The sequence below is a fragment of the Rubellimicrobium rubrum genome (assembly GCF_006152115.1).
GTDB lineage: Bacteria > Pseudomonadota > Alphaproteobacteria > Rhodobacterales > Rhodobacteraceae > Rubellimicrobium > Rubellimicrobium rubrum.
The window spans coordinates 71,031-93,939 of record NZ_VDFU01000008.1; the positions used below are offsets into that span (position 1 = coordinate 71,031).

The following is a 22,909-nucleotide window of genomic DNA, read 5'->3' on the forward strand; positions in this document are numbered from 1 at the left end:
ACCACGGCTCTGGAACAACAAAGGCCTTTAGGCCCGATGAGTGAACGCGCATCACGGCCACTCGTCCCGTTGCTGCCCCGGCAGCGCCATCAGCGCCCGCATGGGCGCGTCATAGGGCAGGCTGTGGTCGTCGCAGAACCTCTGGACCCAGCGATCCTCCATGGTGAGGAACTCGAGGATTCCGGCAAGGAAGGCAGGGTCCTGGGCCCGCTCCCTGGCATCTTCAAGGCTCGCTCCCGTTGCACCGCTCAACTGCGGGAGAAGCTCCTCGTCGGCGGCGATCCAGGCCAGGGCCTGCAGGGCGATGGTTTCGGCTTGGTCAGGGTTCATGAGAGATGGTTACCAGCATGGAAAGGGATTCTTAAGGTTTTGGTCTCAGATTTGACACAGAGGGACAAGCGGCGGCCAACGAAGGATGGAAATGATGGGCGGCCACGTCTTGATTGTCGATAGGGACCCGGTGCGACGCGCCGCCCTGGGGGCCGACCTGGCCGAAGTGGGCAAGAAGACGGCGGAATGCGGCCATCCTTCGGACCTCCCCGGCCTTGTGGCAGCCTGCCGTCCCGACCTCCTGCTCCTCGACCTCGATGAGGACGGCGCCGCTGCCATCGAAGCCATGGAACAGGCCAGGGCACGACCCGGCAGCCCCCTCCCCACGCTGGCGCTGACTCCGCTGGGCCGGCCAGACCTCCGGCTGGCGGCGCTGCGCGCCGGGGCCGAGGATGCGACCAGCCGCGGCATGGCCGCACGGCTCCTCCAGGCGCGGGTCCGCAGCCTCCTGCGCGGCCGCGAGGCCTCGGTCGATCTCGGCGGGCCGGAGGAGCAGGCGCTGTCCCTGTCCGGCCTGTCGGAGGAACCCGCGGCCTTCGTCGCGGCCCCCGCCCCGTGGCGGCCGGCGCCCACCCGCGTCGCGGTCCTGTCCGCGCTGCGCGGGGCCTCGCTGCCGCCTGGCGCGCTGGCCCCCCTTTTGGGGTGCGAGGTGACGAGCCTTCCCCTCGTCACCGGCCTGCCGACGAGACTCAGCCCCGACCTGGTGGTGATCGACGTCAGCGGCATGCGGGGCGATCTCGCGCAAGGCGCGCGCGTCCTGGCTCTTCTGGCCGAACTGAAAGGCCACGCCGACACGCGCAACGCCGCCACGCTGGTCCTCCTCCCCGCCGAGGCAATCGAAACCGCCGCCCTCGCACTCGATCTCGGGGCCGGCGACGTTGTGGTCGGCCCGGTTCTTCTGGACGAGGTGGCGGAGAGGGCCCGCGCCCTCCTGAGCCGCCGCGCGGTGGCGGAACGCTTCCGCGCCCAGATCCGGCGGCATCTGCGCGCGGCCGTGACCGATCCCCTCACCGGGCTGCACAACCTGCACCACGCCGACCCGGCCCTGCGCCGCATGGCCGAGGCGATGGGACAATCCGGCCAGGGCCTCGCGGTCATGATGCTCGACATCGACCACTTCAAGTCGATCAACGACCGCCTGGGCCACGCCGCCGGGGACCGCGTGCTGACCGAGGTGGCGCGACGGCTCAAGGCCCGGCTGCGCAAGGGCGACCTCCTGGCCCGCGTGGGAGGGGAGGAGTTCCGCGCCGCCCTGCCGGGCTGCACGCCCGAACGCGCCCGCGCGATTGCCGAGGATCTCCGGCAGGCCGTGGCCGCGCGCCCCTTCGCCGTCGGGCCCGGCCGCCCGTCCGTGAGCCGCCGCGCCGTGGCGGCAGTCGGCGCCAGGGCCTCGGCCCCCGTCGCTCCGGCAGCCAAACCGACGCCCGGCCCGGCAACGCTGACCGTCACGCTGTCCATCGGCATCGCGACGGCATCGGCCGAGGACGTGGCGGCGGGCCTGTCCCTGCCCCAGCTCGTGGCGCGGGCGGACGCAGCGCTTTATGCGGCCAAGGACGCAGGCCGCAACACGGTGGTGCTGGCCCCCTCCGGCCCCTGAGGCCGGACGGCGGGGGTTCCGCCCAAAGATCGGAAGCGAAGGGATCCAAGCGAGCCTTGGGGCGTTATCCATGCGTCATCCCCCGCAGAGCCGGCGCATCCCTGCGCCCCATCAGCCCCGATCAGGTCCATGGAGCAGCCCTCCTTCGTCTATCCCGCCTACGCCCGCTCCGAGCGGATCGCCGATGGCGTGATCCACGCGCTGGGGGTCACCTTTGCCCTGACGGGGGCCTCGATCCTGACGACCTTCGCGATCCTGCACGCCGACAGCGCGCGAGCCGTTGCGGTCGCGGTCTACGGTTTGGCCCTGATAGGGACGTTCATAGCCTCGGCCTGCTACCACATGACCCCATGGGAGCGGCTCCGCCCCACGCTGCGGCGCCTGGACCACGCCGCGATCTTCCTCAAGATCGCGGGCACTTTCACGCCGCTCGCGCTCCTCATCAACGGCGCCTTCGCCTGGGCGGTGCTGGCGCTGGTCTGGTCGCTGGCGCTGTTCGGGGCGGTGTCCAAGGTGTTCTTCTGGCGCGAGCCCGGACGATTGGGCTACGCGATCTACCTTGGCCTGGGCTGGCTGGGCGTGCTGCTTCTGTGGCCCCTGGCCGCCGCGCTGCCGCCGCCCGCTCTGCTGCTGACGGCGCTGGGCGGCGTGCTTTACACCTTGGGCGTGGTGTTCTTCGCCTGGGATTCCCTCAAGTTCTCGAACGCGATCTGGCACGCCTTCGTGCTCGCGGCCTCGGGCTGCTTCTTTGCCGCCATCGCGATGGGGACCTTCGCCTAGCGCCGGATCTCGGCCGCGGCCCGCGCCACCGTCGCGATCCGCTCCCCGTTCGACGGATGCGTGCCCAGGAAGCGGTTCCCCGGATCGGGCAGCCGAAGAAAGAACTGCGCCCCCAGGATCGGGTCATAGCCGGCCTGAGTGGCCACAAAGGTGCCCAGCCGGTCGGCTTCCAACTCGAAGTCCTTGGAGTAGCTGCGCGCGCCCACCTGCGCGCCCAACCGCTGCGCTTCGCGGATCGAGGCGGGGGTCGCGCCCTGGGCCTGGCTGGCAAGCTGGCCAAAGACCGCCGCGCCCAGGCTCGCGTATTCGTCCTGCAGCGCCAGATGCCCGGCGATGTGATGCGACGCCTCGTGCGCCATGACAAACGCCAGCTCGTCCGGGTTTTGCACCGCCGAGATCAGCGACACCGTGAAGGCCAGGAGAGGCCGCCCGCCGGATTCCAAGGTCTGAAAGGCGTTGGGCGGCATGCCGGGACGGTCGTCCACCACGATCCGGAAATCGCAGTTGGCCGTGGGATTGCGCTGCGCGCATTCGGCCTCGGCCACCGGCTCCACCCGCGACACGACCTCCAGGAAACTTTGCGCCTGAGCCCGTCCGGCTTCCAGCGTAGCCTCGGGAATCACCCGCTCGGACCCGGGGCGCAGGGGAAGGCCGCAGGCGGCAACGGTCAGGCAGGCCGCCAAAGCGGCGAGAAGACGCAGGCTCATGAGGTCCGGAAAAGCCAGAAAGGGACGCGAGCCAAGCCTACCGGGGGCCGCGCCCGCGGACCAGCCGCGACATGCCCCCGCTCACGAGATCGGCACCATCCTGTCCTGTTGCGGCCACGGGCTCCGCGCCCTACCCTTTGGCCATGGTCACCATCGAGCACGACTTCGACGCCACCGTCGTCACCCTTGTGGATGACGGCCCCGCCCCTCTCCAGGAGGATGTGACGATCTGCCTTTTCGAGGAATGCGTCACCGTGGAGCAGTACGACGAACGCCGGGACGAGGTGGTCAAGGTCACCCTGTCCACGGCCCAGGTCCGCGACCTTCGCGCGGCGCTGAACCTGCCGGAAGGCATCTACAAGGTCCGCGCCAGCTGAACGCGGTGCCGGCCCGCAAGCCGGCTCCCGCCTCAGCCCCCGGCCCGGAGGAACCCGCCAGGCCAGCGCGCAGCCTGCCGAGCGCGCGCGGACGATGATGATGTGCCAGTCGCCCTGCATGACGCAGGGCCTTAGCGCCCGCCCCGCACGCGCGAAGCGACGGAGGCAACCTCCGGCTTCGTTATTGGGGATGGCCGGATTGCGGATGGCGGGGGCGCGGCGAACGCCCTTCCAACGCCGCCGGCCAGGGATTACGTCAGCCCCGACGCATCCGAAGGACGACCCATGCCCGACAAGAACCCTGCCGCGCTCGACTTCCTGCTTTCGCGCCGCTCGCGCCCCGCGCGCACCCTCGGGCTGCCCGTCCCGTCGCAGGACGAGGTCGGCCAGCTTCTGGCCGCCGCGACCCGCGTCCCCGATCACGGCAAGCTGGAGCCATGGCGCTTCATCGTCCTGACCCGCCCCGCGACCGACCGGCTCGCCCGGCTGGTCGAGGAGCGCGGCCCCGTCCTAGGGCAGGAGCCTGAGCGGATCGCCAAGGCGGCCTCGCAGTACTCCATGTCCGACCTCGCGGTCGTCGTCGTGCAGGTGCCCCGGCCCACAGAAAAGGTGCCGCTGATCGAGCAGACCTACTCCGCCGGGGCGGTCTGCCTGTCGCTGCTCAACGCCGCACTTGCGCAGGGCTGGGGTGCCAACTGGCTGTCCGGCTGGCCCACCTACGACGAGACCTTCCGCCGCGAGGGCCTGGGCCTGCGCGATGGCGAAACGGTGGCGGGCGTCATCCACATCGGCACGCCGGTGGCCGAATCCCCCGACCGCCCCCGCCCCGACGTGGCCAAGCTTACCACTTGGATCAGCGCGTGATCCGGGACGTCACCCTCGCGGTCGGGCAGCTTCCCGATCGGCGGTTCCAGCGGGTGCTCTGGCGCGGCGTGGCGCTGGCGCTGCTCCTCCTGGCCGCGGCCTCGGCGGGGCTGCTCTGGTTCCTGGCCTGGGCACTGCCGGACACCTTCACGCTCCCCTTCGTGGGCGAGGTGACTTGGCTCGACAACCTCGCGGGCTGGGCGGCGGTCCCGGTCGTGTTGGTACTGTCGGTGTTCCTGATGGTGCCCGTCGCTTCGGCCATGACCTCGATCTTCCTCGACGAGGTGGCCGAGGCGGTGGAGGACCGGCACTACCCCGGCCTGCCCCGCGTGCGCCCGCAAGGCTGGGGCGAGGCGCTGCGCGAATCGGTCGGCGCCTTCGCGGTCGTCCTCGTGGCCAACGCCCTGGCGCTGGTGGCCTACCTGCTGCTGGCGCCGCTCGCCCCTGTGATCTTCGTCGTGCTGAACGGTTTCCTGCTCGGCCGCGAATACTTCCGCGTGGCGGCCCTGCGCCGCGAGGGACGCGCAGGCGCGGACGCGCTACTGCGCGCCCACCGGGGCAAGGTCTGGCTGCTGGGCGGCCTGATGGCGATCCCGCTCTTCGTGCCGATCCTGAACCTGATCGTGCCGACGCTGGGCGCGGCGGCCTTCACCCATCTCTATCACCGCGTCAGGCGGCGTTAGTTCGCCACGCGCGGGGGCTCCATCCGGCCGAACCAGTCAAGGTCGCGGACCCCCCAGGGCCCCCAGGTCAGCATGATGGCCAGCCCCACCCAGATCGCCACGGCCCAAAGCGTGGTGATCCGCGCCTTCCGCCCGAGCGCGAACTCGTGCGGCGAGGAGGCATGCGTGCCCGGCACGATCTCGCCCGCGTCGCCCTGCGTGACAAGCCGCAGGGGCAGCACGATGAAGAACACCATGAACCAGACGACGGAAAACAGCACGATGGCGCCGGTGATGGTCATGGATTCCTCCCTGCAGGCCCGCCCGACATAAGCGGCGCCGCGCCCAAGGCCAAGGCGCCCCGGTGCCGCAGGTCAGGCCTGCTCCAGCTCGATCAGGGTGCCGTTGAAGTCCTTGGGATGCAGGAACAGCACGGGCTTGCCATGCGCGCCGATCCTGGGCTCCCCGCCACCCAGCACGCGCGCACCCGCTCCCACCAACCGGTCCCGTGCCGCGAGGATGTCGTCCACCTCGTAGCAGATGTGATGGATCCCGCCCGAGGCGTTCTTGCCCAGAAATCCCTCGACCGGGCTTCCCTCGCCCAGAGGCTCCAGCAGTTCCACCTTGGTGTTGGGCAGGGTCACGAAGACCACCCGCACCCCATGCTCGGGCAGGTCCTGCGGAGGTTCCACTTCCGCCCCCAGCGCATCGCGGTAGCGCGCGACGGCCTCAGGCAGGTCGGGGACCACGATGGCCACGTGATTCAGGCGTCCGATCATGAACGGATTACGGGCCAGCCGCAGCCGAAAGGCAAGTCGTTCGTGCTTAACCAAGAATTCACCAGAACGCGCGAATCTGTTTCCCAGGACAGAACGGAAGCACTCCTCATGGGCAGCCTCGACGATCTCCTCCCACATCGTGCCGCTTCAGCCGACCAACCGCTGGCCGGGCTGACCCTCCTCCTCGTGGAGGACAGCCGCCTCTCTGCCGAGGGGGTGCGGATGTTCTGCCGCCGGTCCGGGGCACGCCTGCGCCGCGCCGACAGCCTGGCCACCGCGGAACGGCACCTGCGCGGCTACCGGCCGGACGTCGTGATCGTGGACCTCCACCTGCCGGACGGCTCGGGGCTGGACCTGATCGCCCAGTTGTCCCAATCGCGGCCGCGCATCGACGCCATCCTTGCCCTCAGCGGCGATCCCGACACCGCGCTCTTGGCGCGCGCGGCCGGGGCCGATGCCTTCCTGGCCAAGCCGCTGACCCTTGCGGCGTTCCAAGACACGCTGCTGTCGCGGCTCCCCTCCGACCGGCGTCCCCAGGGCTGGCGCGCCGGTCCCCCCGTCCCGCCGGTGGTCGATCCCACAGCGCTGCGCGAGGATCTGGAGCACGCCGCAACCCTGCTGGCGCAAGCAGATGCCCCCCTCGAGTATGTATCGGGCTTCGTCAAGGGCGTGGCCCGCACCGCCGGGGACCGCGCCCTCGCCCAGGATGCCGCCGCCGCCGCCAGCGGGACGGCACCCGACGTCGAACGTCTGACCCGGTCGCTCGGGCGCAGGCTCTCTCACCCCTAAGGCCAGGGTCCGCCCTAGGCCAAGGGGTCGCGAGCCACCAGAACCGGCGCGGTCAGCGCGGAAAGCGCCTCCCTCTGCCGCCGCATTCCAACGAAATTCCCCGGGTCGAGCCAGCGGTCAAAGGCCGCCTCCAGCGCGGGCCAGTCCTTGTCGATCGCGGCGAACCACGCGGTGTCGCGGTTGCGCCCCTTCACCACCGTCGCCTGCCGGAACACCCCCTCGAAGGACAGTCCCAGCCGTTGCGCGGCCCGGCGCGAGGGACGGTTCAGCGCGTCGCACTTCCATTCATAACGGCGATATCCCGCCGCAAAGGCCCAGCGCATCATCAGGACCATCGCCTCGGTCGCCGCCGGCGTCCGCTGGAGCGCGGGGGACAAGCAGATATGCCCGACCTCGATGGACCCCGCCTCGGGCGCGATCCGCAGGAAGCTCGCCACCCCCGCCGCCCGGCCGGTGTCGAGATCGCGGATCGCGTAAAAGAAGGGGTCCTCTCGCCGGGCCATGTCCTCGGCCCAGTCCTCCCAGTCCCGCTGCGCGGCGAACGGGCCATAGGGCAGGTAATCCCAGATGGCGTCGGACTCGCGGTTGGCCGGGTGGATCTGCGGCCCGTGCCGCGCCGGGTCCAGCCGTTCGAGCCGGACCCAATGCCCGTCCAGCACCGCCGGACCGGGCCGGGGCGGCGGGGTCCAGTTCAGGACGGGCTCACCGAAAAGAGGCGCGGACATGGGGGCTCCTTAGCTATGCGGGCGCACCGTGGCGCGCGGCCCGCGCAACCGCAAGGGCGGCCCCCCGCCGCATCCCGACCCTCGCCCGCCCCGGCGCGCCTCCGCCGTGGACAGGCCGCCGCCCGTGCCCTAGCCTTCCCCTCGTCCAGCGCCCCACCCTCCTGAGGCCCCCGATGACAACCCACGCCTCCGACCGCCGCCGCCTGCTCCCCTGGGCCATCGCGGTCGTCGTCCTGCTGCTCGTGGCCGTCGCCATGCAGGTGACGGACGCAGTCAACTGGGCCCCCGGGGATTTCCTCGCCGCCGCCCTGATCATGGCCCTGGGCTTGGGCGTTTGGGAAATCGCTCAGCGCCTCACGCCGCATCGGGGACGGCGCGCCCTCGCCGCCGCCGCGATCTGGCTCGTGGTGATCTGGATCTGGGCCGAACTTGCGGTGGGCGTCGTCACCACCCTGGGGTCCTGAGGCCGGGTCGCGGGGGACCGCTCGGCGCCCTCGGGCTTCGTTAATCGCGACGCGCGATCCTGCCAGCGATCCGGGCCCTGCCCCGGCCATCCAAGGCGAGGGCTCGACCCGTGACCACCCGCGACCACGACATCTCCTGGATGCGAGCCTATGGCTGCGATGACGCGTTCCTGGCCACCGTCCGCCTAAACGAATCCAGGCGCAAGGCGCGGGATTCAAAATGGCGCGCCGAGCTTGCGCCCGAGGAGCGGCGCGCCTGGGACCTGATCCTAGGCCTCGCGGACCACCCGGAGCCCGAGGTCGCGCAACTGGGCAGGCGTGGGCTCGCTGGGCGCGCCCATGAGCAGGTCCTCGGCCCGCTGGTTCATCGGGAACAGGATGACCTCGCGAATGTTCTGCTCATCGGCGAGCAGCATCACCATCCGGTCGATCCCGGCCGCGCAGCCCCCGTGCGGGGGGGCACCATAGCGAAAGGCGTTGACCATGCCGCCGAACCGCTTCTCGACCTCGTCCTGCCCGTAGCCCGCGATCTCGAAGGCCTTGAACATGATGTCGGGCCGGTGGTTCCGGATGCCCCCGGAGATCAGCTCATAGCCATTGCAGGCGAGGTCGTACTGGTAGGCGTGGATGGAGAGCGGGTCCCCGTTCAGAGCCTCCAGCCCCCCCTGCGGCATGGAGAAGGGGTTGTGCGAGAAGTCGATCTTCCCGTCGTCGGTCTTCTCGTACATCGGGAAATCGACGATCCAGCAGAAGGCGAAGCGGTCCTTCTCGGTGAGCCCCAGCTCGTCCCCGATCACGGTCCGCGCCCGCCCCGCGATCTTCTCGAAGGCGTCGGGCTTGCCGCCCAGGAAGAACGCCGCATCGCCCAGCCCGAGGCCCAACTGCTCCCGAATAGCCTCGGTCCGCTCAGGCCCCAGTGCCTTGGCGATGGGCCCGGCGGCCTCCATGCCCGACTTGTCCTCGGCCTCGCGCCAGAAGATGTAGCCCATCCCCGGCAGCCCCTCCTTCTGGGCCCAGGCGTTCATGCGGTCCGCGAACTTGCGGCCGCCGCCCTTGGGCGCGGGAATGGCGCGGACCTCGGTCCCGTCCTGCTCCAGCAACTTGGCAAAGATGCCGAAGCCGCCGCCCCGGAAGTGGTCCGAGACGACCTGCATCCTGATGGGGTTCCGCAGGTCGGGCTTGTCCGTCCCGTACCAGAGCGCCGCGTCGCGGTAGGAGATCAGCGGCCAGTCGGCATCGACCTTGCGGCCGCCGCCGAACTCCTCGAACACGCCCTTGATGACCGGCTGGACGGTCGCGAAGACGTCCTCCTGCGTGACGAAGCTCATCTCCAGATCAAGCTGGTAGAAGTCGGTGGGCGACCGGTCGGCGCGCGGGTCCTCGTCACGGAAGCAGGGCGCGATCTGGAAGTAGCGGTCGAAGCCCGACACCATCAGAAGCTGCTTGAACTGCTGCGGCGCCTGGGGCAGCGCGTAGAACTTGCCGGGATGCAGACGCGAGGGCACGAGGAAGTCGCGCGCGCCTTCGGGCGAGGACGCGGTGATGATCGGCGTCTGGTATTCGCGGAAGTTCTGGTCCCACATGCGCTGGCGCAGGGAGCGGACGACATCGCTCCGCAGCATCATCTTGCGCTGCATCTGCTCGCGCCGCAGGTCGAGGAAGCGGTAGCGGAGCCGCGTCTCCTCCGGGTATTCCTGGTCGCCGAAGACCTGGAGCGGCAGTTCGCCCGCCGGGCCCAGCACCTCGACCTCACGGATGAAGACCTCGACCTCGCCGGTCGGGATCTTGGGGTTCACGAGGGAGGCATCGCGGGCCTTCACCACGCCGTCGATGCGGACGCACCATTCGGCGCGGAGCTTCTCCACGTCCTTGAAGGCCGGGGAGTCGGGATCGGCCAGGCACTGCGTGATGCCGTAATGATCGCGCAAGTCCACGAACAAGATGCCGCCGTGGTCGCGGACGCGGTGGACCCAGCCCGCCAGCCGCACGGTCTGCCCGACGTCGGAGGCGCGCAGGTCGGCGCAGGTTTGGGTGCGATAGCGATGCATGGGCGGTCCTCCGGAACGGTCGGGCCGATCCATCGCAAAGGGGCGGGGAAGTCAAGCCGGGGTCAGGCTACCAGCACCGCCGGCACAAGGCCCCGCAGCGCATTGCCGACCGCGAGCCGCACCCGGGGCAGGTCCTCGGCCCTCAGCACCTCCTCGCGCGCGCCCTGCTCCAGCATCTCCTCCCGCAGGATGCCCGGAAGGCAGCCGCAGGCGAGCGGAGGGGTGCGCCAGCCCTCGCCCCGGTCGAAGAACAGGGTGGTGATGGTGCCCTCGCAGACCTCGCCCCGTTCGTTCAGGAACAGCCATTCCTCGATCCCAGCGGGCAGCGCGGCTCGCGCCTGATCGTAAAGGGCACGGCGCGTCGTCTTGTGACGCAGCCAGGGGTCGGCCGAGGCAAGGCGCGTTGGGTGGACCGCGACACGCCAAAGCGTTGCGGGGGCGGGCAGCGGCCCCTCGGTGACGTGGAACCGGCCTTCATGATCCATCGTCAGCCGCAGGCGCGCGGGAGTCGTCCGGCCCTCGCGCAAAGCCGTTCGGGCCGCCCCACGGTCGAAGCCCCAGCCCAGCGCGGCGGCGGAGCGGGCCATGCGGGCCAGGTGGCGCCCTTCGCGCAGCGGGGCCGCGCCGTCCCAGGCCAGCGTCTCGATGAGCGTCAGGCCGGGCTCAGCGCCGGCCCGACGAAGCGCGTCTTCCACAGCGCCTCCTCCCATTCGCCCTGGGCGGTTGAATCCGCCACGATGCCCCCGCCCACGTTCAACGTGACGTCCCGCCCCTCGATCCTCAGAGTCCGGATCGCGACCGAGAAGTCGCAGGACCCGTCCGGCCCCATCCAGCCGACCGCGCCGCAATAGACCCCGCGCGGATGCGGCTCCAACTCGCGGATGATCTGCATGGCCCGGATCTTGGGCGCGCCGGTGACAGAGCCGCAGGGAAACAGCGCGGGCATCAGCTGCGACAGCGAGGCGGGCTCGGCCAGATCGCCCTCGACCGTCGAGGTCATCTGGTGGACCGTGGCGTAGGGCTCCAGGGCATAGAGCGCGGGGACGCGGACGCTGCCGGGTCGGGCCAGCCGCCCGATGTCGTTGCGCAGAAGGTCCACGATCATCAGGTTCTCGGCGCGCGCCTTTTCGCTGGCCTGCAATTCGGCCGCGAGCGCCGCATCGCGGGCGGGGTTCGGGTCGCGCGGCGCGGTGCCCTTCATGGGGCGCGACGTGATGCGGCCCGCTGGGTCCACCCGGAAGAACAGCTCGGGCGAGAGCGACACGACCGTGGGCCCGACGCCCAGCTCGGCATAGGCGGCGTGCCCGGCCCCTCCGGCTCCGCGCAGGCGGTGGAAGAGATCGAGCGGCGTGCCTGTCAGGCGCGAGGACAGCGGGAAGGTCAGGTTCACCTGATAGCAGTCCCCGGCCGCGATGTAGGCCAACACCGCGGCAACAGCGCGGTCATAGTCGTCGCGGGCAATGAGCGGCTTTGGCTCGGTGAGCGTTGCCGCACCGGCTTGGGTGGCTCCCAGGCCCCCTCGGGCCGGCCCGTCCGGAAAGACCCCCATGACGAGGAGCGGCGCATTCCCCCGCGCGATCCCGGCCAGACGCGGTTCAAAGGCCGCCCCGGCCTCGTAGGCGATCCAGCCCGCGACCCAGTGACCCGCAGCACGGGCTTCGTCGAGCCGCGCCAGGGCGGGCGCGACCTCTGGCACGGCATGGGCCGTGACGACCTCGCGCGCGGATTCGAACCAGGCCGGGCCGTTCGGGCCATGCTCAACGAAGACGCGAGGCTGTTCAGTCATGGCGCGCAAGCGGCACATCCAGGTTGGGAAAGTCAACGAGCCCGCTTGCCGCATAGGTCAAGCTCATGCTCACTGAGGACACGGCGGAGCAGATAACCGCGAAAAACACAACAGGAGAGGACTAACTTGAGCGACTATTCCGATCACGACCGACACGAGGACATCAAGGTCCTCCACGGCATGGGCTACGCCCAGGAACTGGAGCGGTCGATGAGCCGCTTTTCCAACTTCGCGATCTCCTTTTCCATCATCTGCATCCTGTCCGGCGGGATCAACTCGCTCGGGCAGGCGACCTCGGGCGCGGGGGGCGCGGCCATCGGCATCGGCTGGCCCCTGGGAGTCCTGATCTCGGGCGTCTTTGCGTTGGGGCTCGCGCAGATCGCCTCGGCCTATCCCACAGCCGGGGGGCTCTACCACTGGGGCTCCATCCTGGGGAACCGCTTCACGGGGTGGCTGTCCGCCTGGTTGAACCTGCTGGGCCTCGTGACCGTGCTGGGGGCCATCAACGTCGGCACCTACTACTTCTTCCTGGGCGCCTTCGGACCCGCCCTGGGCATGGAGGACACGCTGGTCACCCGCGTCGCCTTCGTGGCGGTCATCACCGCGCTGCAGGCGCTGGTGAACCACATGGGCATCCGGCTCACCGCCAAGCTCACCGACTTCTCGGGCTACCTCATCCTCCTCACGGCGGCGGCGCTGGCCATCACCTGCCTTCTCGCGGCCGACACCTGGGAATGGAGCCGGCTCTGGACCTTCGGCAACTACACGGGGACCGAGGGGGCGAGCGCCGTCTGGCCGGTGGCCGTGGGGGGGCTCATGGCCTTCCTTCTGGGGCTGCTGCTGCCGGTCTATACGATCACGGGCTACGACGCCTCGGCCCATACCGCCGAGGAGACGATCAACGCCTCGCGCGCAGTGCCCATGGGCATGGTGACCTCGGTCCTCTGGTCGGGCCTTGCCGGGTGGATCATGCTGTCCAGCTTCGTGCTCATGCTCCCCAGCATGGACGAAGCAGCGGCGCAGGGCTGGAACGTGTTCTTCTGGGCCATGGACACCCAGGTGAACCCGGCGGTGAAGGTTGTGCTCTACGTCGCGATCTTCGCGGCGCAGTGGCTTTGCGGGCTGGCCACCGTGACCTCCGCCTCGCGGATGCTTTTCGCCTTTGCGCGGGACAACGGGGTGCCGGTCGCCTCGCGGACGCTCGCGACCGTGTCGCCCCGCTACCGCACACCGGTGGCGTCGATCTGGACGGCCTCGACCCTTGCCGTGCTGTTCGTCTGGTTCACCTCGCTCATCACCATCGCGGGCACGCCCGCCTATTCCATCGTCGTGTCCTGCACGGTGATCTTTCTGTTCCTGAGCTTCGCGCTGCCGATTGGGCTGGGCCTGGTCGCCATCGGCGGGCCGAAATGGCCGGTGATGGGTCCGTGGAACATGGGAATCGGCACCTACAAGGTCGTGGCGGTCCTTTCGATCCTGTCCATGGCGCTGATCTTCTTCATCGGGGTCCAGCCGCCCAACGACTGGGCGCTGGAGATCACGCTGGGCTTCGTCGTGCTGGCGCTGCTGATCTGGGTGCTGGTCGAGAACCGCCGCTTCAAGGGCCCGCCCATCGGCGACGAGATCGCGCGTCGCCAGGCGGCCATCGCGGCGGCCGAGCGGGCCGTGGGCCAAGGTTCGGCCCCGGCGGCGGAAGGTCAGCGGGCCTGAGAGTCCCCGCGGCATCGGCAGGATCGGTGAAGGGGGGCGGGCCTGCGACGGCTCGCCCCTTTTCATGTCCCTTGCGGCCCCGCGCCCCGTGTCTATAAGCGCGTCGATTTGCGCGAGGGGTGGGACCAATGCCGAAGCGGACCGACATCAAGAGCATCATGATCATCGGCGCTGGCCCCATCGTGATCGGGCAGGCCTCCGAGTTCGACTATTCCGGCGCCCAGGCCTGCAAGGCCCTGCGCGAGGAAGGGTACCGGGTGATCCTGGTGAACTCCAACCCCGCGACGATCATGACCGACCCGGGGCTGGCCGACGCCACCTACATCGAGCCCATCACCCCCGATGTGGTCGCCAAGATCATCGAGAAGGAGCGGCCCGACGCGCTGCTGCCCACGATGGGCGGGCAGACGGGTCTGAACACCTCGCTCGCGCTCGCGGATATGGGCGTGCTGGAGCGGTTCGGGGTGGAGCTGATCGGCGCCAAGCGCGAGGCCATCGAGATGGCCGAGGACCGCAAGCTGTTCCGCGAGGCGATGGACCGCATCGGCATCGAGAACCCGAAGGCCGAGATCGTGACCGCGCCCAAGGATGCGAACGGCAAGCGCGATCTCGCTGCCGGCGTGGCCATTGCCATGGAGGCGCTGGAGCATATCGGCCTGCCGGCGATCATCCGGCCCGCCTTTACCCTTGGCGGGACCGGGGGCGGCGTGGCCTACAACCGCGCCGAATACGAGCACTACTGCCGCACGGGCATGGACGCTTCGCCTGTGGGGCAGATCCTTGTCGATGAATCCCTGCTGGGCTGGAAGGAGTACGAGATGGAGGTGGTCCGCGACCGTGCGGACAACGCCATCATCGTCTGCTCCATCGAGAACGTGGACCCGATGGGCGTCCACACCGGGGATTCCATCACCGTCGCCCCGGCGCTGACGCTGACCGACAAGGAATACCAGGAGATGCGCAACGGCTCCATCGCCGTGCTGCGCGAGATCGGCGTGGAGACGGGCGGGTCGAACGTCCAGTGGGCGATCAACCCCGCCGACGGCCGCATGGTCGTGATCGAGATGAACCCGCGGGTGTCGCGGTCCTCAGCGCTCGCCTCCAAGGCCACGGGGTTCCCCATCGCCAAGGTCGCGGCCAAGCTGGCCGTGGGCTACACGCTGGACGAGCTCGACAACGACATCACCAAGGTCACGCCCGCGTCCTTCGAGCCGACCATCGACTATGTCGTCACCAAGATCCCCCGCTTCGCCTTTGAGAAGTTCCCGGGCGCGCAGCCGCTGCTGACCACCGCCATGAAGTCCGTGGGCGAAGTCATGGCTATCGGGCGCACGATCCACGAATCGCTCCAGAAGGCGCTGGCCTCCATGGAGACGGGGCTCACGGGGTTCGACGAGGTGGCCATCCCCGGCGCGCCCGACAAGTCGGCCGTGGTCGCGGCGCTGTCCAAGGCGACGCCCGACCGGCTGCGGACCATCGCCCAGGCGATGCGCCATGGCCTGACCGACGACGAGATCAACGCCGCGACCAAGTACGATCCCTGGTTCCTGTCCCGCATCCGCGAGATCGTCGAAACCGAGACCCGCATCCGCAAGGACGGCCTGCCGGTGACCGAGCACGGGTTGCGGCAGCTCAAGATGATGGGCTTCACCGATGCGCGTCTGGCCAAGCTCACGGGCCGGGACGAGGGGCAGGTGCGCCGCGCCCGCCAGCGGCTGGGCGTCCATGCCGTCTTCAAGCGCATCGACACCTGCGGCGCCGAGTTCGAGGCCCAGACGCCCTACATGTATTCGACCTACGAAGTCCCCGCGATGGGCGACGTCGAGGACGAGGCCCGGCCCTCGGACGCGAAGAAGGTGGTGATCCTCGGCGGTGGCCCGAACCGTATCGGCCAGGGGATCGAGTTCGACTATTGCTGCTGCCACGCCTGCTTTGCGCTGAGCGAGGCCGGCTATGAGACCATCATGGTCAACTGCAACCCCGAGACGGTCTCCACCGACTATGACACCTCGGACCGGCTCTACTTCGAGCCCGTCACCTTCGAGCACGTCATGGAGATCCTGCGGGTCGAGCAGGAGCGCGGCACGCTGCACGGCGTCATCGTCCAATTCGGCGGGCAGACGCCGCTGAAGCTCGCCAACGCGCTGGAAGAGGCGGGCATCCCGATCCTGGGAACCACGCCGGACGCCATCGACCTGGCCGAGGACCGGGAGCGGTTCCAGCAACTCGTGGAGCGGCTAGGGCTGAAGCAGCCGGTGAACGGCATCGCGTCCTCGCCCGAGCAGGCCTTTGCCATCGCCGAGCGCATCGGCTTTCCGCTGGTGATCCGGCCCTCCTATGTGCTGGGCGGCCGCGCCATGGAGATCGTGCGCGACCAGGACCAGCTGAGCCGCTACATCCGCGAGGCGGTGAACGTGTCGGGCGACAGCCCGGTGCTGCTGGACAGCTACCTGTCGGGCGCGACCGAGGTGGACGTGGACGCCCTGTGCGACGGCACCCGCGTCCATGTCGCGGGCATCATGCAGCATATCGAGGAGGCCGGGGTTCATTCCGGCGATTCGGCCTGCTGCCTGCCGCCCCATTCGCTGGAGCCCGCGATCATCGAGGAGATCCGCAAGCAGACCGAGGCGCTGGCCCTGGCGCTGCAGGTCGTGGGCCTGATGAACGTGCAGTTCGCGATCAAGGACGGGGTGGTCTACCTCCTCGAGGTGAACCCCCGCGCCTCGCGCACGGTGCCCTTCGTGGCCAAGGCCACCGACAGCGCCATCGCGTCCATCGCCGCGCGGCTGATGGCGGGCGAGACGTTGGACGGATTCCCCCTGCGCGAACCCTATCCGAACGCGACCTACGACACCCCCCTGCCCTATGCCGATCCGATGACGCTGGCGGACCCGAACATGCCTTGGTTCAGCGTCAAGGAAGCGGTGCTGCCCTTTGCCCGCTTCCCCGGCGTGGACACGATCCTTGGCCCCGAGATGCGCTCCACGGGCGAGGTGATGGGCTGGGACCGGTCCTTTGCCCGCGCCTTCCTCAAGGCGCAGATGGGCGCAGGGGTCCAGCTTCCGCGCGACGGGCGGGTCTTCGTGTCGGTCAAGGACGCCGACAAGGGCCCTGCCATGCGCGAGGCCTCGGACGTGTTGGTGACCCTTGGCTTCCAGATCGTGGCCACCCGGGGCACGGCCTCCTGGCTGGAAGGGCACGGCATCCCCTGCGAGATCGTCAACAAGGTCTATGAGGGCGGTCTCACCATCGTGGACCGACTCAAGGACGGGCATATCGCGCTGGTGATGAACACGACCGAGGGCACGCAGGCGGTCAGCGACTCGCGCGATATCCGCGCGGCGGCGCTGAGCGAGCGCATCCCCTACTTCACGACGGCGGCTGGAGCCCACGCGGCGGCGCTGGCGATCCAGGCCCGGGAGGAAGGCGAGGTGGGGGTGAGGAGCCTGCAGGCGTGATGTCGTCCTGGCCGGACCCAGGCCCGTCCGCCTCGCGGCGCCGGGCCTCGGACCTGGCGTCGTTCTCGCCCTCGCGCCGTCCAAAGTAGTAGCCGATGACCACGCCGACGATGCCGGTGTAGACGCTGGCCGTCTGGGCGAAGTACTGCGAGTACTCGGTCAGCGGCACGTTCGGCTTCAGCAGCGGATAGAGCGCCATGGAGCCGGTGATCGTCATGAAGAACCCGACCACGAGAAGGGCCAGGACCGACTGGACGTGGGGCTTTCTCATGCTGGTGACCTGTCCTTCATGGGTTGTTCGTCACTCCTGAAAGAGCACGTAAAGCTGGACCTCCTTGATCACCGCTTCCATGGTCTCGGAGTTCTGCTTCACCACGACCCTGCGTGGCTCGGAGTAGCCGAAGGCCAGGACGTACTGCCCGTACAGCCATTCGACGAGGACATTGGATTCGTCCTCGACGTCGCGGGTGAAGCGGAAGATCAGCATCTCGGTCGTGTTGGCGTCGATCAGGCGCTTGCCGCCGACGATGCCGCTGCCCAGGTCCATCCGGGCCAGCGAATAGCCGTGACTGTTCAGGATCTCGACGACCTTCTTCATCAGGGGACGGGCTTCGGGCACGTCCGGAAAGGTCGAGCCGGTCGGAAATTCCAGGGCCGTGTCCGGGTGGAAGACGACGTCAGCCTGAGCGACGGCTCCCAGCACGACGCAATGGAGGGCGATCAGGGAACCGACGACCCGGGAGATGACCATGGCACCCTCCTTGTCTCCAGCGAACCCCTAAACAGTAGCATCAACTTGTGCTTCTGTGTGGATAAACTGGAAACACTGGGCGACTGGCGTTGGGCCGAGCCGGACCATCGCCTGACACCCCCGCGAGGCGCCATGGGTGATTCCGAGCCCGGGCTCTTGCCGGGCCTAGCCATGCAGAAGGCGCCCGGCCCAGAGGAGGTGCCCGCCCCGTAAGGCGGGCCCGAGGCATGCGGCTTAGCGCACGCCGAGGTTCGCCCGGTCGAAGGCGTAGCGCTGCTCAATCTCCTCAAGGCTCGCGCCCCGGATCGCGTCGTCGATCCACATGGTCGAGGTCGTGGGGATCTGGCCCAAGCCGTTGGGCCGCAGGATCATGAAGCGTTGGTTCACCTGGTCCGCGCCCTCGGCGGCGAGCGTGGGGCCGGTGTAGCTGTAGACGAGTTGGTTGTTCAGCAGCACCCGGAACAGGCCGTCCGCGCCCTTGGACCAGTTGGCCAGCACCACGAATTCGTTGAACTGGTCAAAGGGGCTGACGCGGAGCGTGGTGTCCTGCGGCTCACCGACGCCATAGCTCCCCTGCGGGCAGCGGTTGCGCAGGAACATCCGGCGGTCCGCGATGCTGTACTGGATCGAGAAGCACGGCCCCGCATTCTGCTGGAACCACTGGACCAGCGTCGGCGCCGAGCCCGAGCTGGCCTGGCCAAAATCGCCGCCCAGCATCAGGCTGAAGGCCTGGAGCGTGGTGCCGGCCAGGGGCGTGGTGTCGTTGATCTCGATCCGCTCATTGCCCTCGGCGCAGTCGTCGGGAAGGCCGCCGCCGATCCGCGCCCCGCAGTCGCCCGGGACGAGCTGCATGCGGATGGAGGTCGCGCCCAGGCGGATGCGGTTCGGATCGGTATCGACCGCGATGCGGCCCGGGCGCAGGGACGCCTCCTGCGAATGGGCCGGGGTGAGGCCCGCAAAGTTCTCGGCCACCGCCGCGCTCTGGAAGTCGAGGCCCTGCGCGTGCCCCAGATTGGCGGCCAGCATCAAGCCACCTGCCAGAAGTAGACCTCGTCCCGTCATGGCTCGTGCTCCCCATGGGTTTCGGGGGCGGCTGCTTGGCCCCCCTTTCGTTCTGGAGGTAAGCGGGGATCGCCATGGGGGAAGTCAGGATTTCCCCGACGGGCCGGGATGCGCCAAAGCCACGCCATCCGGCGACGGTCGCCCCCGGAACCCTGGAAGCGGGCGGCCTGCGGAGGTAGTCCTGAGGGCATGGCCAAGCTGCATTTCAACTATTCGACGATGAACGCGGGGAAGAGCACGATCCTCCTCCAGGCGTCCTACAACTACAACGAACGCGGGATGGCGACCTACCTGCTGACCGCCCGGCTGGATGACCGGGCGGGCCAAGGGCGCATCCGGTCGCGCATCGGAATCGGAGCGGAGGCGGACACCTACGGGCCGCAGGACGACCTTTACGCGATGATCGCGGCACGGCTGGCGACCGGACCTTGCGCCTGCGTCTTTGTCGATGAGGCGCAGTTCCTGAGCCCCGCGCAGGTCTGGCAGCTTGCGCGGGTCGTGGACGACTTGGGCGTGCCGGTGATGGCCTATGGGCTGCGGGTCGACTTTCGTGGAGAGCTGTTCCCGGGCTCGGCCACGCTGCTGGCGCTCGCGGACGAGATGCGGGAAGTGCGGACCATATGCCATTGTGGGCGCAAGGCCACGATGGTGGTGCGGCGGGATGCCGAGGGCCGCGCCTTTCGCGAAGGGCCGCAGGTCGAGATCGGCGGCAACGAGCGGTACGAGTCGCTCTGCCGCCGCCACTGGCGCGAGGCGGTGGGCGACCGTTAGAGCGTGTTCGGGGGCGTGCGCCCCTCGGCGAAGGCCACAAGGTTGTCGAGCGCCATCCGGCCCATCGCCTCGCGCACGCTGAGGGTTGCGGTGCCGAGGTGGGGCAGCAAGACGGCGTTGTCGAGCGCGCGGAGGCGCTCGGGGACCTCGGGCTCGCGGGCATAGACGTCGAGGCCCGCGCCCGCGATCTGGCGGGACTCAAGGGCAGCCATGAGCGCGTCCTCGTCCACCACGTCGCCGCGGGCGATGTTCACGAGGAAGGCGCTGGGCTTCATCTGGGCAAGTTCGGGCGCGCCGATCAGGCCCCGCGTCTCGGCCCCGCCGGGGACGGCGGTGACGACGATATCGGCTTCGCGCAGGAGGTCGGGAAGGTCGGCCACCTGCCGAGCGGGCAGGTCCACCGCCTTGGGCGAGCGGTTGTAGTAAAGGACCGGCATCCCGAAGCCATGATGGCAGCGCCGCGCGATGGCTTGGCCGATGCGGCCCATGCCGACGATTCCGACCGTCAGGCCGGTGACATGGGTGCCCAGCATCTGCGTGGGCTCCCAGCCGGTCCATTGTCTGGCGCGGAGCATCCGCTCCCCCTCGCCCGCGCGGCGGCAGGTCATGAGGATCAGCATCATCGCGATGTCGGCGGTGGCGTCGGTGACGGCGCCGGGGGTGTTGGTCACGGTGATCCCGGCGGCCTTGGCGGCGGCGACGTCGATGTGGTTCACGCCGACGCCGAAATTGGCGAGGATACGGCAGCGGAACGGGCCGCCCGCAAAGGCGTCGGCGGTGAAGCAGTCGCCCAGCGTCGGCAGGATCGCGTCGTAGTCACGCAGCGCCCGCGCGGCCTCCTCGGGCGAGAGGCCGTGGTCGTTGTTGGCGAAGGTCGTGTCGAAGTGCTGCGCGGCAAAGGCCATGTTGGCCTCGGGCAGGCGGCGGGTGACCAGGAGCTTCAATGGAGCCGCCCGCCCACGGGGACCTGATGCTCGGGCTGGACCAGGACCACGGCGCCGTTCTCGTCGGGGAGGCCCAGGACCAGCACCTCGGACACGAACTTGCCGATCTGGCGCGGCGGGAAGTTGACCACGGCCAAGACCTCCTGCCCCACAAGCTTCTCGGGTGCGTAATGGACGGTGATCTGGGCGGAGGAGCGCTTTTCCCCGATCTCGGGGCCGAAGTCGATCCAGAGCTTGATCGCGGGCTTCCTGGCCTCCGGGTAGGGTTCGGCGCGGGTGATGCGGCCCACGCGGACGTCCACGCGAAGGAAGTCGTCGAAGGTGATCGTGTCGTCGGTCATGCGCGTCCAAGCTCCTCGCTCCGCGCGGCAGCGGCGCGGACGGTACGGCGGATAAGGGGGGGCAACTCGGCCATCAGGACCTCCAGGCCCGCCTGGGTGGTGCCGCCCGGCGAGGTCACGTCCCGGCGAAGCTGGGCGGGGTCGGTTCCCGTCTCCTGCGCGAGGGCCCCGGCCCCGGCGACGGTCGCGCGGGCGAGTTGGAGGGCGAGGTCGGGGGACAGCCCCTCGGCCTCGCCTGCGGCGGCGAGGGTCTCGATCAGGTGGAAGACATAGGCCGGACCGGAGCCCGAAACGGCGGTCACGGCGTCCATCTGGGCCTCGGCGTCGAGGCGCACGACCTCGCCCACGGCGGACAGGAGCGACTCGGCCAGCGCGATATGCGCGGGCGTGGCCTGAGCGTTGCCGATGATGGCGGTGATGCCGCGCCCGATGGCAGCGGGGGTGTTGGGCATGGATCGCACGACCGGAGTGCCGGGGCCGAAGGCAGCCTCGAAGGCGGACAGCGGCGTGCCGGCGGCGATGGACACGACCAGCGTCCGCCCCCCGCCCAGCGCGGTCATGACGGGCAGCGCCTGTCCCATCATCTGGGGCTTTACGGCGACCAGGGCCACGGCGGGCGCGTCGGGCATCGGGCCGTTCAGGGCCGCGCCGGTGGAGCGGAGCCAGTCGGACGGATTCGGCTCGATCACATGGACGGCAGAAGGCGGCAGCCCCCTGGCGAGCCAACCCCTCAGCAGCGCCGATCCCATCTTACCGCAGCCCAGGAGCACGAGCCCCCGCGCCGCCACATCGTCCATCGCCATCGCATCCCCCGAGAAGTCGGGGCGACCCTAGGGGCACGGCGGGGCCGCTTCAAGCACGGCTGGGTTTCAGGCGCGGTTGGGCAAAACGAAACGGCCGGGCGCTGGGCCCGGCCGTCGAGATCGTTGCCGTGAGGCGGGTCAGGCGCGGCCATAGGCCTCGGCGATGGCGACCTGCATCGCGTCCTTGGGCGACTTGCCGCCCCAGACGGCCAGTTGCACGGCGGGGTAGAAGCGCTCCGCGCTCATCATCGCGGCGTGGATCATGGTGTCGATCTGCTCGGGGCTCGCGATCTGGTCGCCCGCCAGCACCAGGCCGTAGCGGAACACGACCATCTTCTCCTCCTCCCACCAGGTGAAGGAGCCGGCCCAGCACAGGTCGTTGATCCGGTTCAGGAGGTCGAAGAGCGCGGGCAAACGGTCCGCAGGCGGGTCGAGCTCGTAGGTGCAGAGAAGGCGCAGGGTCTCGTCCGAAGGGGACCAGGCAAGGGTCAGCGCATAGGAGCGCCACTGACCTTCGAGGGTCATGGCGATCTGGTTCTCGGCCACGCGGTCGAAGTCCCACTCGTAATGCGTGGCGATGGTTTCCACCACGTCGATCGGGTGGATTTCGCCTTCGTCGAGATAGGTTTCGGAGATGGTCATAGCTCGGGCCCCTTGCTGTGGCGTCCCGGAGCGGAATGCGTCCGGAGCGCGTTGCCTGCTCCAAGGTTCGGTGGGCTTGCCACCGCCCCCTACGAGATATGGTGAGGCTTACGGCGAGTCTGTAAAGCGGTTTCTTGGGGACAAACGGGAACACGGGCGTGAACGACACGCCCTTGCCGCTTTGTCAGGCGCCGGGGGAACCGGGCCATTCGTCCTGGGATTGCACCTCATGGGCCGCGCCCTGGAGACGCGACTCGAGCGCGGTGATGCGGGCGGACAGGGCGTCGTTCTCCTCGCGGGCCTTTTGGGCCATGGCGCGCACGGCCTCGAACTCCTCGCGGGTCACGAGGTTGCGGTCGGCCAGGATGCGATCCACCAGGGACTTCATCGCGCCCTGCGCCTCGTCCCTCGCGCCCTGCGCGACGCCCATGGCGTTGGTCACGAGTTGCGACATATCGTCGAGAAACTTGTTCTTGGTCTGCATGGGGCGCTCCGGCATCTGGTCGTATCGAGATATGG

At 69.4% G+C, this 22,909-nt stretch carries 26 protein-coding genes; 10 read left to right on the plus strand and 16 right to left on the minus strand.

The window, feature by feature from the left end; translation table 11 throughout:
- Nucleotides 1-51: 51 nt before the first annotated feature.
- Complete coding sequence (locus FHG66_RS09020; protein ID WP_139076418.1) at nt 52-330, minus strand: DUF3572 domain-containing protein; 279 nt, start codon at nt 328-330, stop codon at nt 52-54.
- A gap of 94 nt (nt 331-424) precedes the next feature.
- On the opposite strand from FHG66_RS09020, the gene FHG66_RS09025 reads away from it, so the two are divergent.
- Nucleotides 425-1,927: a diguanylate cyclase gene (locus tag FHG66_RS09025; protein ID WP_176556174.1), complete on the plus strand. Its 1,503-nt coding sequence runs from the start codon at nt 425-427 to the stop codon at nt 1,925-1,927.
- Nucleotides 1,928-2,056: 129 nt separating this feature from the next.
- Entirely contained in the window at nt 2,057-2,707 is a 651-nt protein-coding gene (gene trhA / locus FHG66_RS09030; RefSeq protein ID WP_139076420.1) for a PAQR family membrane homeostasis protein TrhA, read from the plus strand.
- On the opposite strand, the gene FHG66_RS09035 is transcribed toward trhA, so the two are convergent.
- On the minus strand, nt 2,704-3,414 hold the full coding sequence (locus tag FHG66_RS09035; RefSeq protein ID WP_139076421.1) for a M48 family metalloprotease: 711 nt from the start codon (nt 3,412-3,414) through the stop codon (nt 2,704-2,706). The two genes, trhA and FHG66_RS09035, sit on opposite strands and share 4 nt — an antisense overlap.
- Before the next feature lie 143 nt (nt 3,415-3,557).
- Between FHG66_RS09035 and FHG66_RS09040 the strand changes: the two genes are divergently transcribed.
- The 3 genes from FHG66_RS09040 to FHG66_RS09050 all read left to right on the plus strand — a co-directional run bounded on the left by FHG66_RS09040 (nt 3,558) and on the right by FHG66_RS09050 (nt 5,338).
- Nucleotides 3,558-3,791 (plus strand): hypothetical protein, encoded by a 234-nt coding sequence (locus FHG66_RS09040; RefSeq protein WP_139076536.1) that lies wholly within the window; start codon nt 3,558-3,560, stop codon nt 3,789-3,791.
- 285 nt (nt 3,792-4,076) lie between these two features.
- Nucleotides 4,077-4,655 carry a nitroreductase family protein gene (locus tag FHG66_RS09045; RefSeq protein WP_139076422.1) on the plus strand — a complete coding sequence of 193 codons (579 nt, stop codon included), beginning with the start codon at nt 4,077-4,079 and terminating at the stop codon, nt 4,653-4,655.
- Nucleotides 4,652-5,338, plus strand: coding sequence for an EI24 domain-containing protein (locus FHG66_RS09050; RefSeq protein WP_176556175.1), 687 nt, complete (start codon nt 4,652-4,654; stop codon nt 5,336-5,338). The genes FHG66_RS09045 and FHG66_RS09050 overlap by 4 nt, the downstream gene beginning before the upstream one ends.
- Here the strand turns inward: FHG66_RS09050 and FHG66_RS09055 are convergent.
- Nucleotides 5,335-5,619 carry a DUF1467 family protein gene (locus FHG66_RS09055; RefSeq protein ID WP_139076424.1) on the minus strand — a complete coding sequence of 95 codons (285 nt, stop codon included), beginning with the start codon at nt 5,617-5,619 and terminating at the stop codon, nt 5,335-5,337. The two genes, FHG66_RS09050 and FHG66_RS09055, sit on opposite strands and share 4 nt — an antisense overlap.
- A gap of 72 nt (nt 5,620-5,691) precedes the next feature.
- The gene (mce, locus tag FHG66_RS09060) at nt 5,692-6,096 is read right to left on the minus strand and encodes a methylmalonyl-CoA epimerase (protein ID WP_139076425.1); all 405 of its coding nucleotides are present in this window, start codon (nt 6,094-6,096) and stop codon (nt 5,692-5,694) included.
- Between the two features lie 108 nt (nt 6,097-6,204).
- Here mce and FHG66_RS09065 point away from each other — a divergent pair, with 108 nt between their 5' ends.
- A complete protein-coding gene (locus FHG66_RS09065) occupies nt 6,205-6,885 on the plus strand; it encodes a response regulator (RefSeq protein ID WP_139076426.1) in 681 nt (226 codons plus the stop codon).
- A gap of 14 nt (nt 6,886-6,899) precedes the next feature.
- On the opposite strand, the gene FHG66_RS09070 is transcribed toward FHG66_RS09065, so the two are convergent.
- Complete coding sequence (locus FHG66_RS09070; protein ID WP_139076427.1) at nt 6,900-7,610, minus strand: GNAT family N-acetyltransferase; 711 nt, start codon at nt 7,608-7,610, stop codon at nt 6,900-6,902.
- Nucleotides 7,611-7,783: 173 nt separating this feature from the next.
- Between FHG66_RS09070 and FHG66_RS09075 the strand changes: the two genes are divergently transcribed.
- Nucleotides 7,784-8,074 carry a hypothetical protein gene (locus FHG66_RS09075; RefSeq protein ID WP_139076428.1) on the plus strand — a complete coding sequence of 97 codons (291 nt, stop codon included), beginning with the start codon at nt 7,784-7,786 and terminating at the stop codon, nt 8,072-8,074.
- 269 nt (nt 8,075-8,343) lie between these two features.
- On the opposite strand, the gene aspS is transcribed toward FHG66_RS09075, so the two are convergent.
- The 3 genes from aspS to FHG66_RS09090 all read right to left on the minus strand — a co-directional run bounded on the left by aspS (nt 8,344) and on the right by FHG66_RS09090 (nt 11,926).
- Nucleotides 8,344-10,122 carry an aspartate--tRNA ligase gene (gene aspS / locus FHG66_RS09080; protein ID WP_139076429.1) on the minus strand — a complete coding sequence of 593 codons (1,779 nt, stop codon included), beginning with the start codon at nt 10,120-10,122 and terminating at the stop codon, nt 8,344-8,346.
- Between the two features lie 62 nt (nt 10,123-10,184).
- Complete coding sequence (locus FHG66_RS09085) at nt 10,185-10,817, minus strand: aminotransferase class IV family protein (protein ID WP_176556176.1); 633 nt, start codon at nt 10,815-10,817, stop codon at nt 10,185-10,187.
- On the minus strand, nt 10,775-11,926 hold the full coding sequence (locus tag FHG66_RS09090) for an aminodeoxychorismate synthase component I (protein WP_425471720.1): 1,152 nt from the start codon (nt 11,924-11,926) through the stop codon (nt 10,775-10,777). Before FHG66_RS09090 ends, FHG66_RS09085 begins: the two co-directional genes overlap by 43 nt.
- Before the next feature lie 108 nt (nt 11,927-12,034).
- On the opposite strand from FHG66_RS09090, the gene FHG66_RS09095 reads away from it, so the two are divergent.
- Nucleotides 12,035-13,618, plus strand: a complete 1,584-nt coding sequence (locus FHG66_RS09095; RefSeq protein ID WP_139076431.1) for an amino acid permease — start codon at nt 12,035-12,037, stop codon at nt 13,616-13,618.
- A gap of 128 nt (nt 13,619-13,746) precedes the next feature.
- Nucleotides 13,747-17,076 carry a carbamoyl-phosphate synthase large subunit gene (gene carB, locus FHG66_RS09100; RefSeq protein WP_139076432.1) on the plus strand — a complete coding sequence of 1,110 codons (3,330 nt, stop codon included), beginning with the start codon at nt 13,747-13,749 and terminating at the stop codon, nt 17,074-17,076.
- On the opposite strand, the gene FHG66_RS09105 is transcribed toward carB, so the two are convergent.
- The 3 genes from FHG66_RS09105 to FHG66_RS09115 all read right to left on the minus strand — a co-directional run bounded on the left by FHG66_RS09105 (nt 16,988) and on the right by FHG66_RS09115 (nt 18,889).
- On the minus strand, nt 16,988-17,347 hold the full coding sequence (locus FHG66_RS09105; RefSeq protein ID WP_139076433.1) for a hypothetical protein: 360 nt from the start codon (nt 17,345-17,347) through the stop codon (nt 16,988-16,990). The two genes, carB and FHG66_RS09105, sit on opposite strands and share 89 nt — an antisense overlap.
- A 30-nt stretch (nt 17,348-17,377) precedes the next feature.
- A complete protein-coding gene (locus FHG66_RS09110) occupies nt 17,378-17,827 on the minus strand; it encodes a hypothetical protein (protein WP_139076434.1) in 450 nt (149 codons plus the stop codon).
- A gap of 234 nt (nt 17,828-18,061) precedes the next feature.
- Nucleotides 18,062-18,889 (minus strand): heparin lyase I family protein, encoded by an 828-nt coding sequence (locus FHG66_RS09115; RefSeq protein ID WP_139076435.1) that lies wholly within the window; start codon nt 18,887-18,889, stop codon nt 18,062-18,064.
- Between the two features lie 189 nt (nt 18,890-19,078).
- Here FHG66_RS09115 and FHG66_RS09120 point away from each other — a divergent pair, with 189 nt between their 5' ends.
- The gene (locus tag FHG66_RS09120; RefSeq protein ID WP_139076436.1) at nt 19,079-19,660 is read left to right on the plus strand and encodes a thymidine kinase; all 582 of its coding nucleotides are present in this window, start codon (nt 19,079-19,081) and stop codon (nt 19,658-19,660) included.
- On the opposite strand, the gene FHG66_RS09125 is transcribed toward FHG66_RS09120, so the two are convergent.
- From FHG66_RS09125 to FHG66_RS09145, 5 genes are all read right to left on the minus strand, one after another.
- Nucleotides 19,657-20,604, minus strand: coding sequence for a 2-hydroxyacid dehydrogenase (locus FHG66_RS09125; protein ID WP_139076437.1), 948 nt, complete (start codon nt 20,602-20,604; stop codon nt 19,657-19,659). The genes FHG66_RS09120 and FHG66_RS09125 overlap by 4 nt on opposite strands.
- On the minus strand, nt 20,601-20,945 hold the full coding sequence (locus FHG66_RS09130; RefSeq protein WP_139076438.1) for a tRNA-binding protein: 345 nt from the start codon (nt 20,943-20,945) through the stop codon (nt 20,601-20,603). Before FHG66_RS09130 ends, FHG66_RS09125 begins: the two co-directional genes overlap by 4 nt.
- Nucleotides 20,942-21,748: a pyrroline-5-carboxylate reductase gene (gene proC / locus FHG66_RS09135; protein WP_139076439.1), complete on the minus strand. Its 807-nt coding sequence runs from the start codon at nt 21,746-21,748 to the stop codon at nt 20,942-20,944. Before proC ends, FHG66_RS09130 begins: the two co-directional genes overlap by 4 nt.
- Nucleotides 21,749-21,886: 138 nt before the next feature.
- Nucleotides 21,887-22,390, minus strand: coding sequence for a type III secretion system chaperone family protein (locus FHG66_RS09140; protein WP_139076440.1), 504 nt, complete (start codon nt 22,388-22,390; stop codon nt 21,887-21,889).
- A 184-nt stretch (nt 22,391-22,574) separates the two neighbouring features.
- Nucleotides 22,575-22,874 carry an accessory factor UbiK family protein gene (locus FHG66_RS09145; RefSeq protein WP_139076441.1) on the minus strand — a complete coding sequence of 100 codons (300 nt, stop codon included), beginning with the start codon at nt 22,872-22,874 and terminating at the stop codon, nt 22,575-22,577.
- Between the last annotated feature and the right edge of the window lie 35 nt (nt 22,875-22,909).

Coding starts and splice junctions, on each gene's coding strand:
- FHG66_RS09020 (WP_139076418.1), bottom strand. CDS start 330: ATGAACCCTGACCAAGCCGAAACCATCGCCCTGCAGGCCCTGGCCTGG.
- FHG66_RS09025 (WP_176556174.1), top strand. CDS start 425: ATGGGCGGCCACGTCTTGATTGTCGATAGGGACCCGGTGCGACGCGCC.
- trhA (WP_139076420.1), top strand. CDS start 2,057: ATGGAGCAGCCCTCCTTCGTCTATCCCGCCTACGCCCGCTCCGAGCGG.
- FHG66_RS09035 (WP_139076421.1), bottom strand. CDS start 3,414: ATGAGCCTGCGTCTTCTCGCCGCTTTGGCGGCCTGCCTGACCGTTGCC.
- FHG66_RS09040 (WP_139076536.1), top strand. CDS start 3,558: ATGGTCACCATCGAGCACGACTTCGACGCCACCGTCGTCACCCTTGTG.
- FHG66_RS09045 (WP_139076422.1), top strand. CDS start 4,077: ATGCCCGACAAGAACCCTGCCGCGCTCGACTTCCTGCTTTCGCGCCGC.
- FHG66_RS09055 (WP_139076424.1), bottom strand. CDS start 5,619: ATGACCATCACCGGCGCCATCGTGCTGTTTTCCGTCGTCTGGTTCATG.
- mce (WP_139076425.1), bottom strand. CDS start 6,096: ATGATCGGACGCCTGAATCACGTGGCCATCGTGGTCCCCGACCTGCCT.
- FHG66_RS09065 (WP_139076426.1), top strand. CDS start 6,205: ATGGGCAGCCTCGACGATCTCCTCCCACATCGTGCCGCTTCAGCCGAC.
- FHG66_RS09070 (WP_139076427.1), bottom strand. CDS start 7,610: ATGTCCGCGCCTCTTTTCGGTGAGCCCGTCCTGAACTGGACCCCGCCG.
- FHG66_RS09075 (WP_139076428.1), top strand. CDS start 7,784: ATGACAACCCACGCCTCCGACCGCCGCCGCCTGCTCCCCTGGGCCATC.
- aspS (WP_139076429.1), bottom strand. CDS start 10,122: ATGCATCGCTATCGCACCCAAACCTGCGCCGACCTGCGCGCCTCCGAC.
- FHG66_RS09090 (WP_425471720.1), bottom strand. CDS start 11,926: ATGTGCCGCTTGCGCGCCATGACTGAACAGCCTCGCGTCTTCGTTGAG.
- carB (WP_139076432.1), top strand. CDS start 13,747: ATGCCGAAGCGGACCGACATCAAGAGCATCATGATCATCGGCGCTGGC.
- FHG66_RS09105 (WP_139076433.1), bottom strand. CDS start 17,347: ATGAGAAAGCCCCACGTCCAGTCGGTCCTGGCCCTTCTCGTGGTCGGG.
- FHG66_RS09110 (WP_139076434.1), bottom strand. CDS start 17,827: ATGGTCATCTCCCGGGTCGTCGGTTCCCTGATCGCCCTCCATTGCGTC.
- FHG66_RS09115 (WP_139076435.1), bottom strand. CDS start 18,889: ATGACGGGACGAGGTCTACTTCTGGCAGGTGGCTTGATGCTGGCCGCC.
- FHG66_RS09120 (WP_139076436.1), top strand. CDS start 19,079: ATGGCCAAGCTGCATTTCAACTATTCGACGATGAACGCGGGGAAGAGC.
- FHG66_RS09130 (WP_139076438.1), bottom strand. CDS start 20,945: ATGACCGACGACACGATCACCTTCGACGACTTCCTTCGCGTGGACGTC.
- proC (WP_139076439.1), bottom strand. CDS start 21,748: ATGGCGATGGACGATGTGGCGGCGCGGGGGCTCGTGCTCCTGGGCTGC.
- FHG66_RS09140 (WP_139076440.1), bottom strand. CDS start 22,390: ATGACCATCTCCGAAACCTATCTCGACGAAGGCGAAATCCACCCGATC.
- FHG66_RS09145 (WP_139076441.1), bottom strand. CDS start 22,874: ATGCAGACCAAGAACAAGTTTCTCGACGATATGTCGCAACTCGTGACC.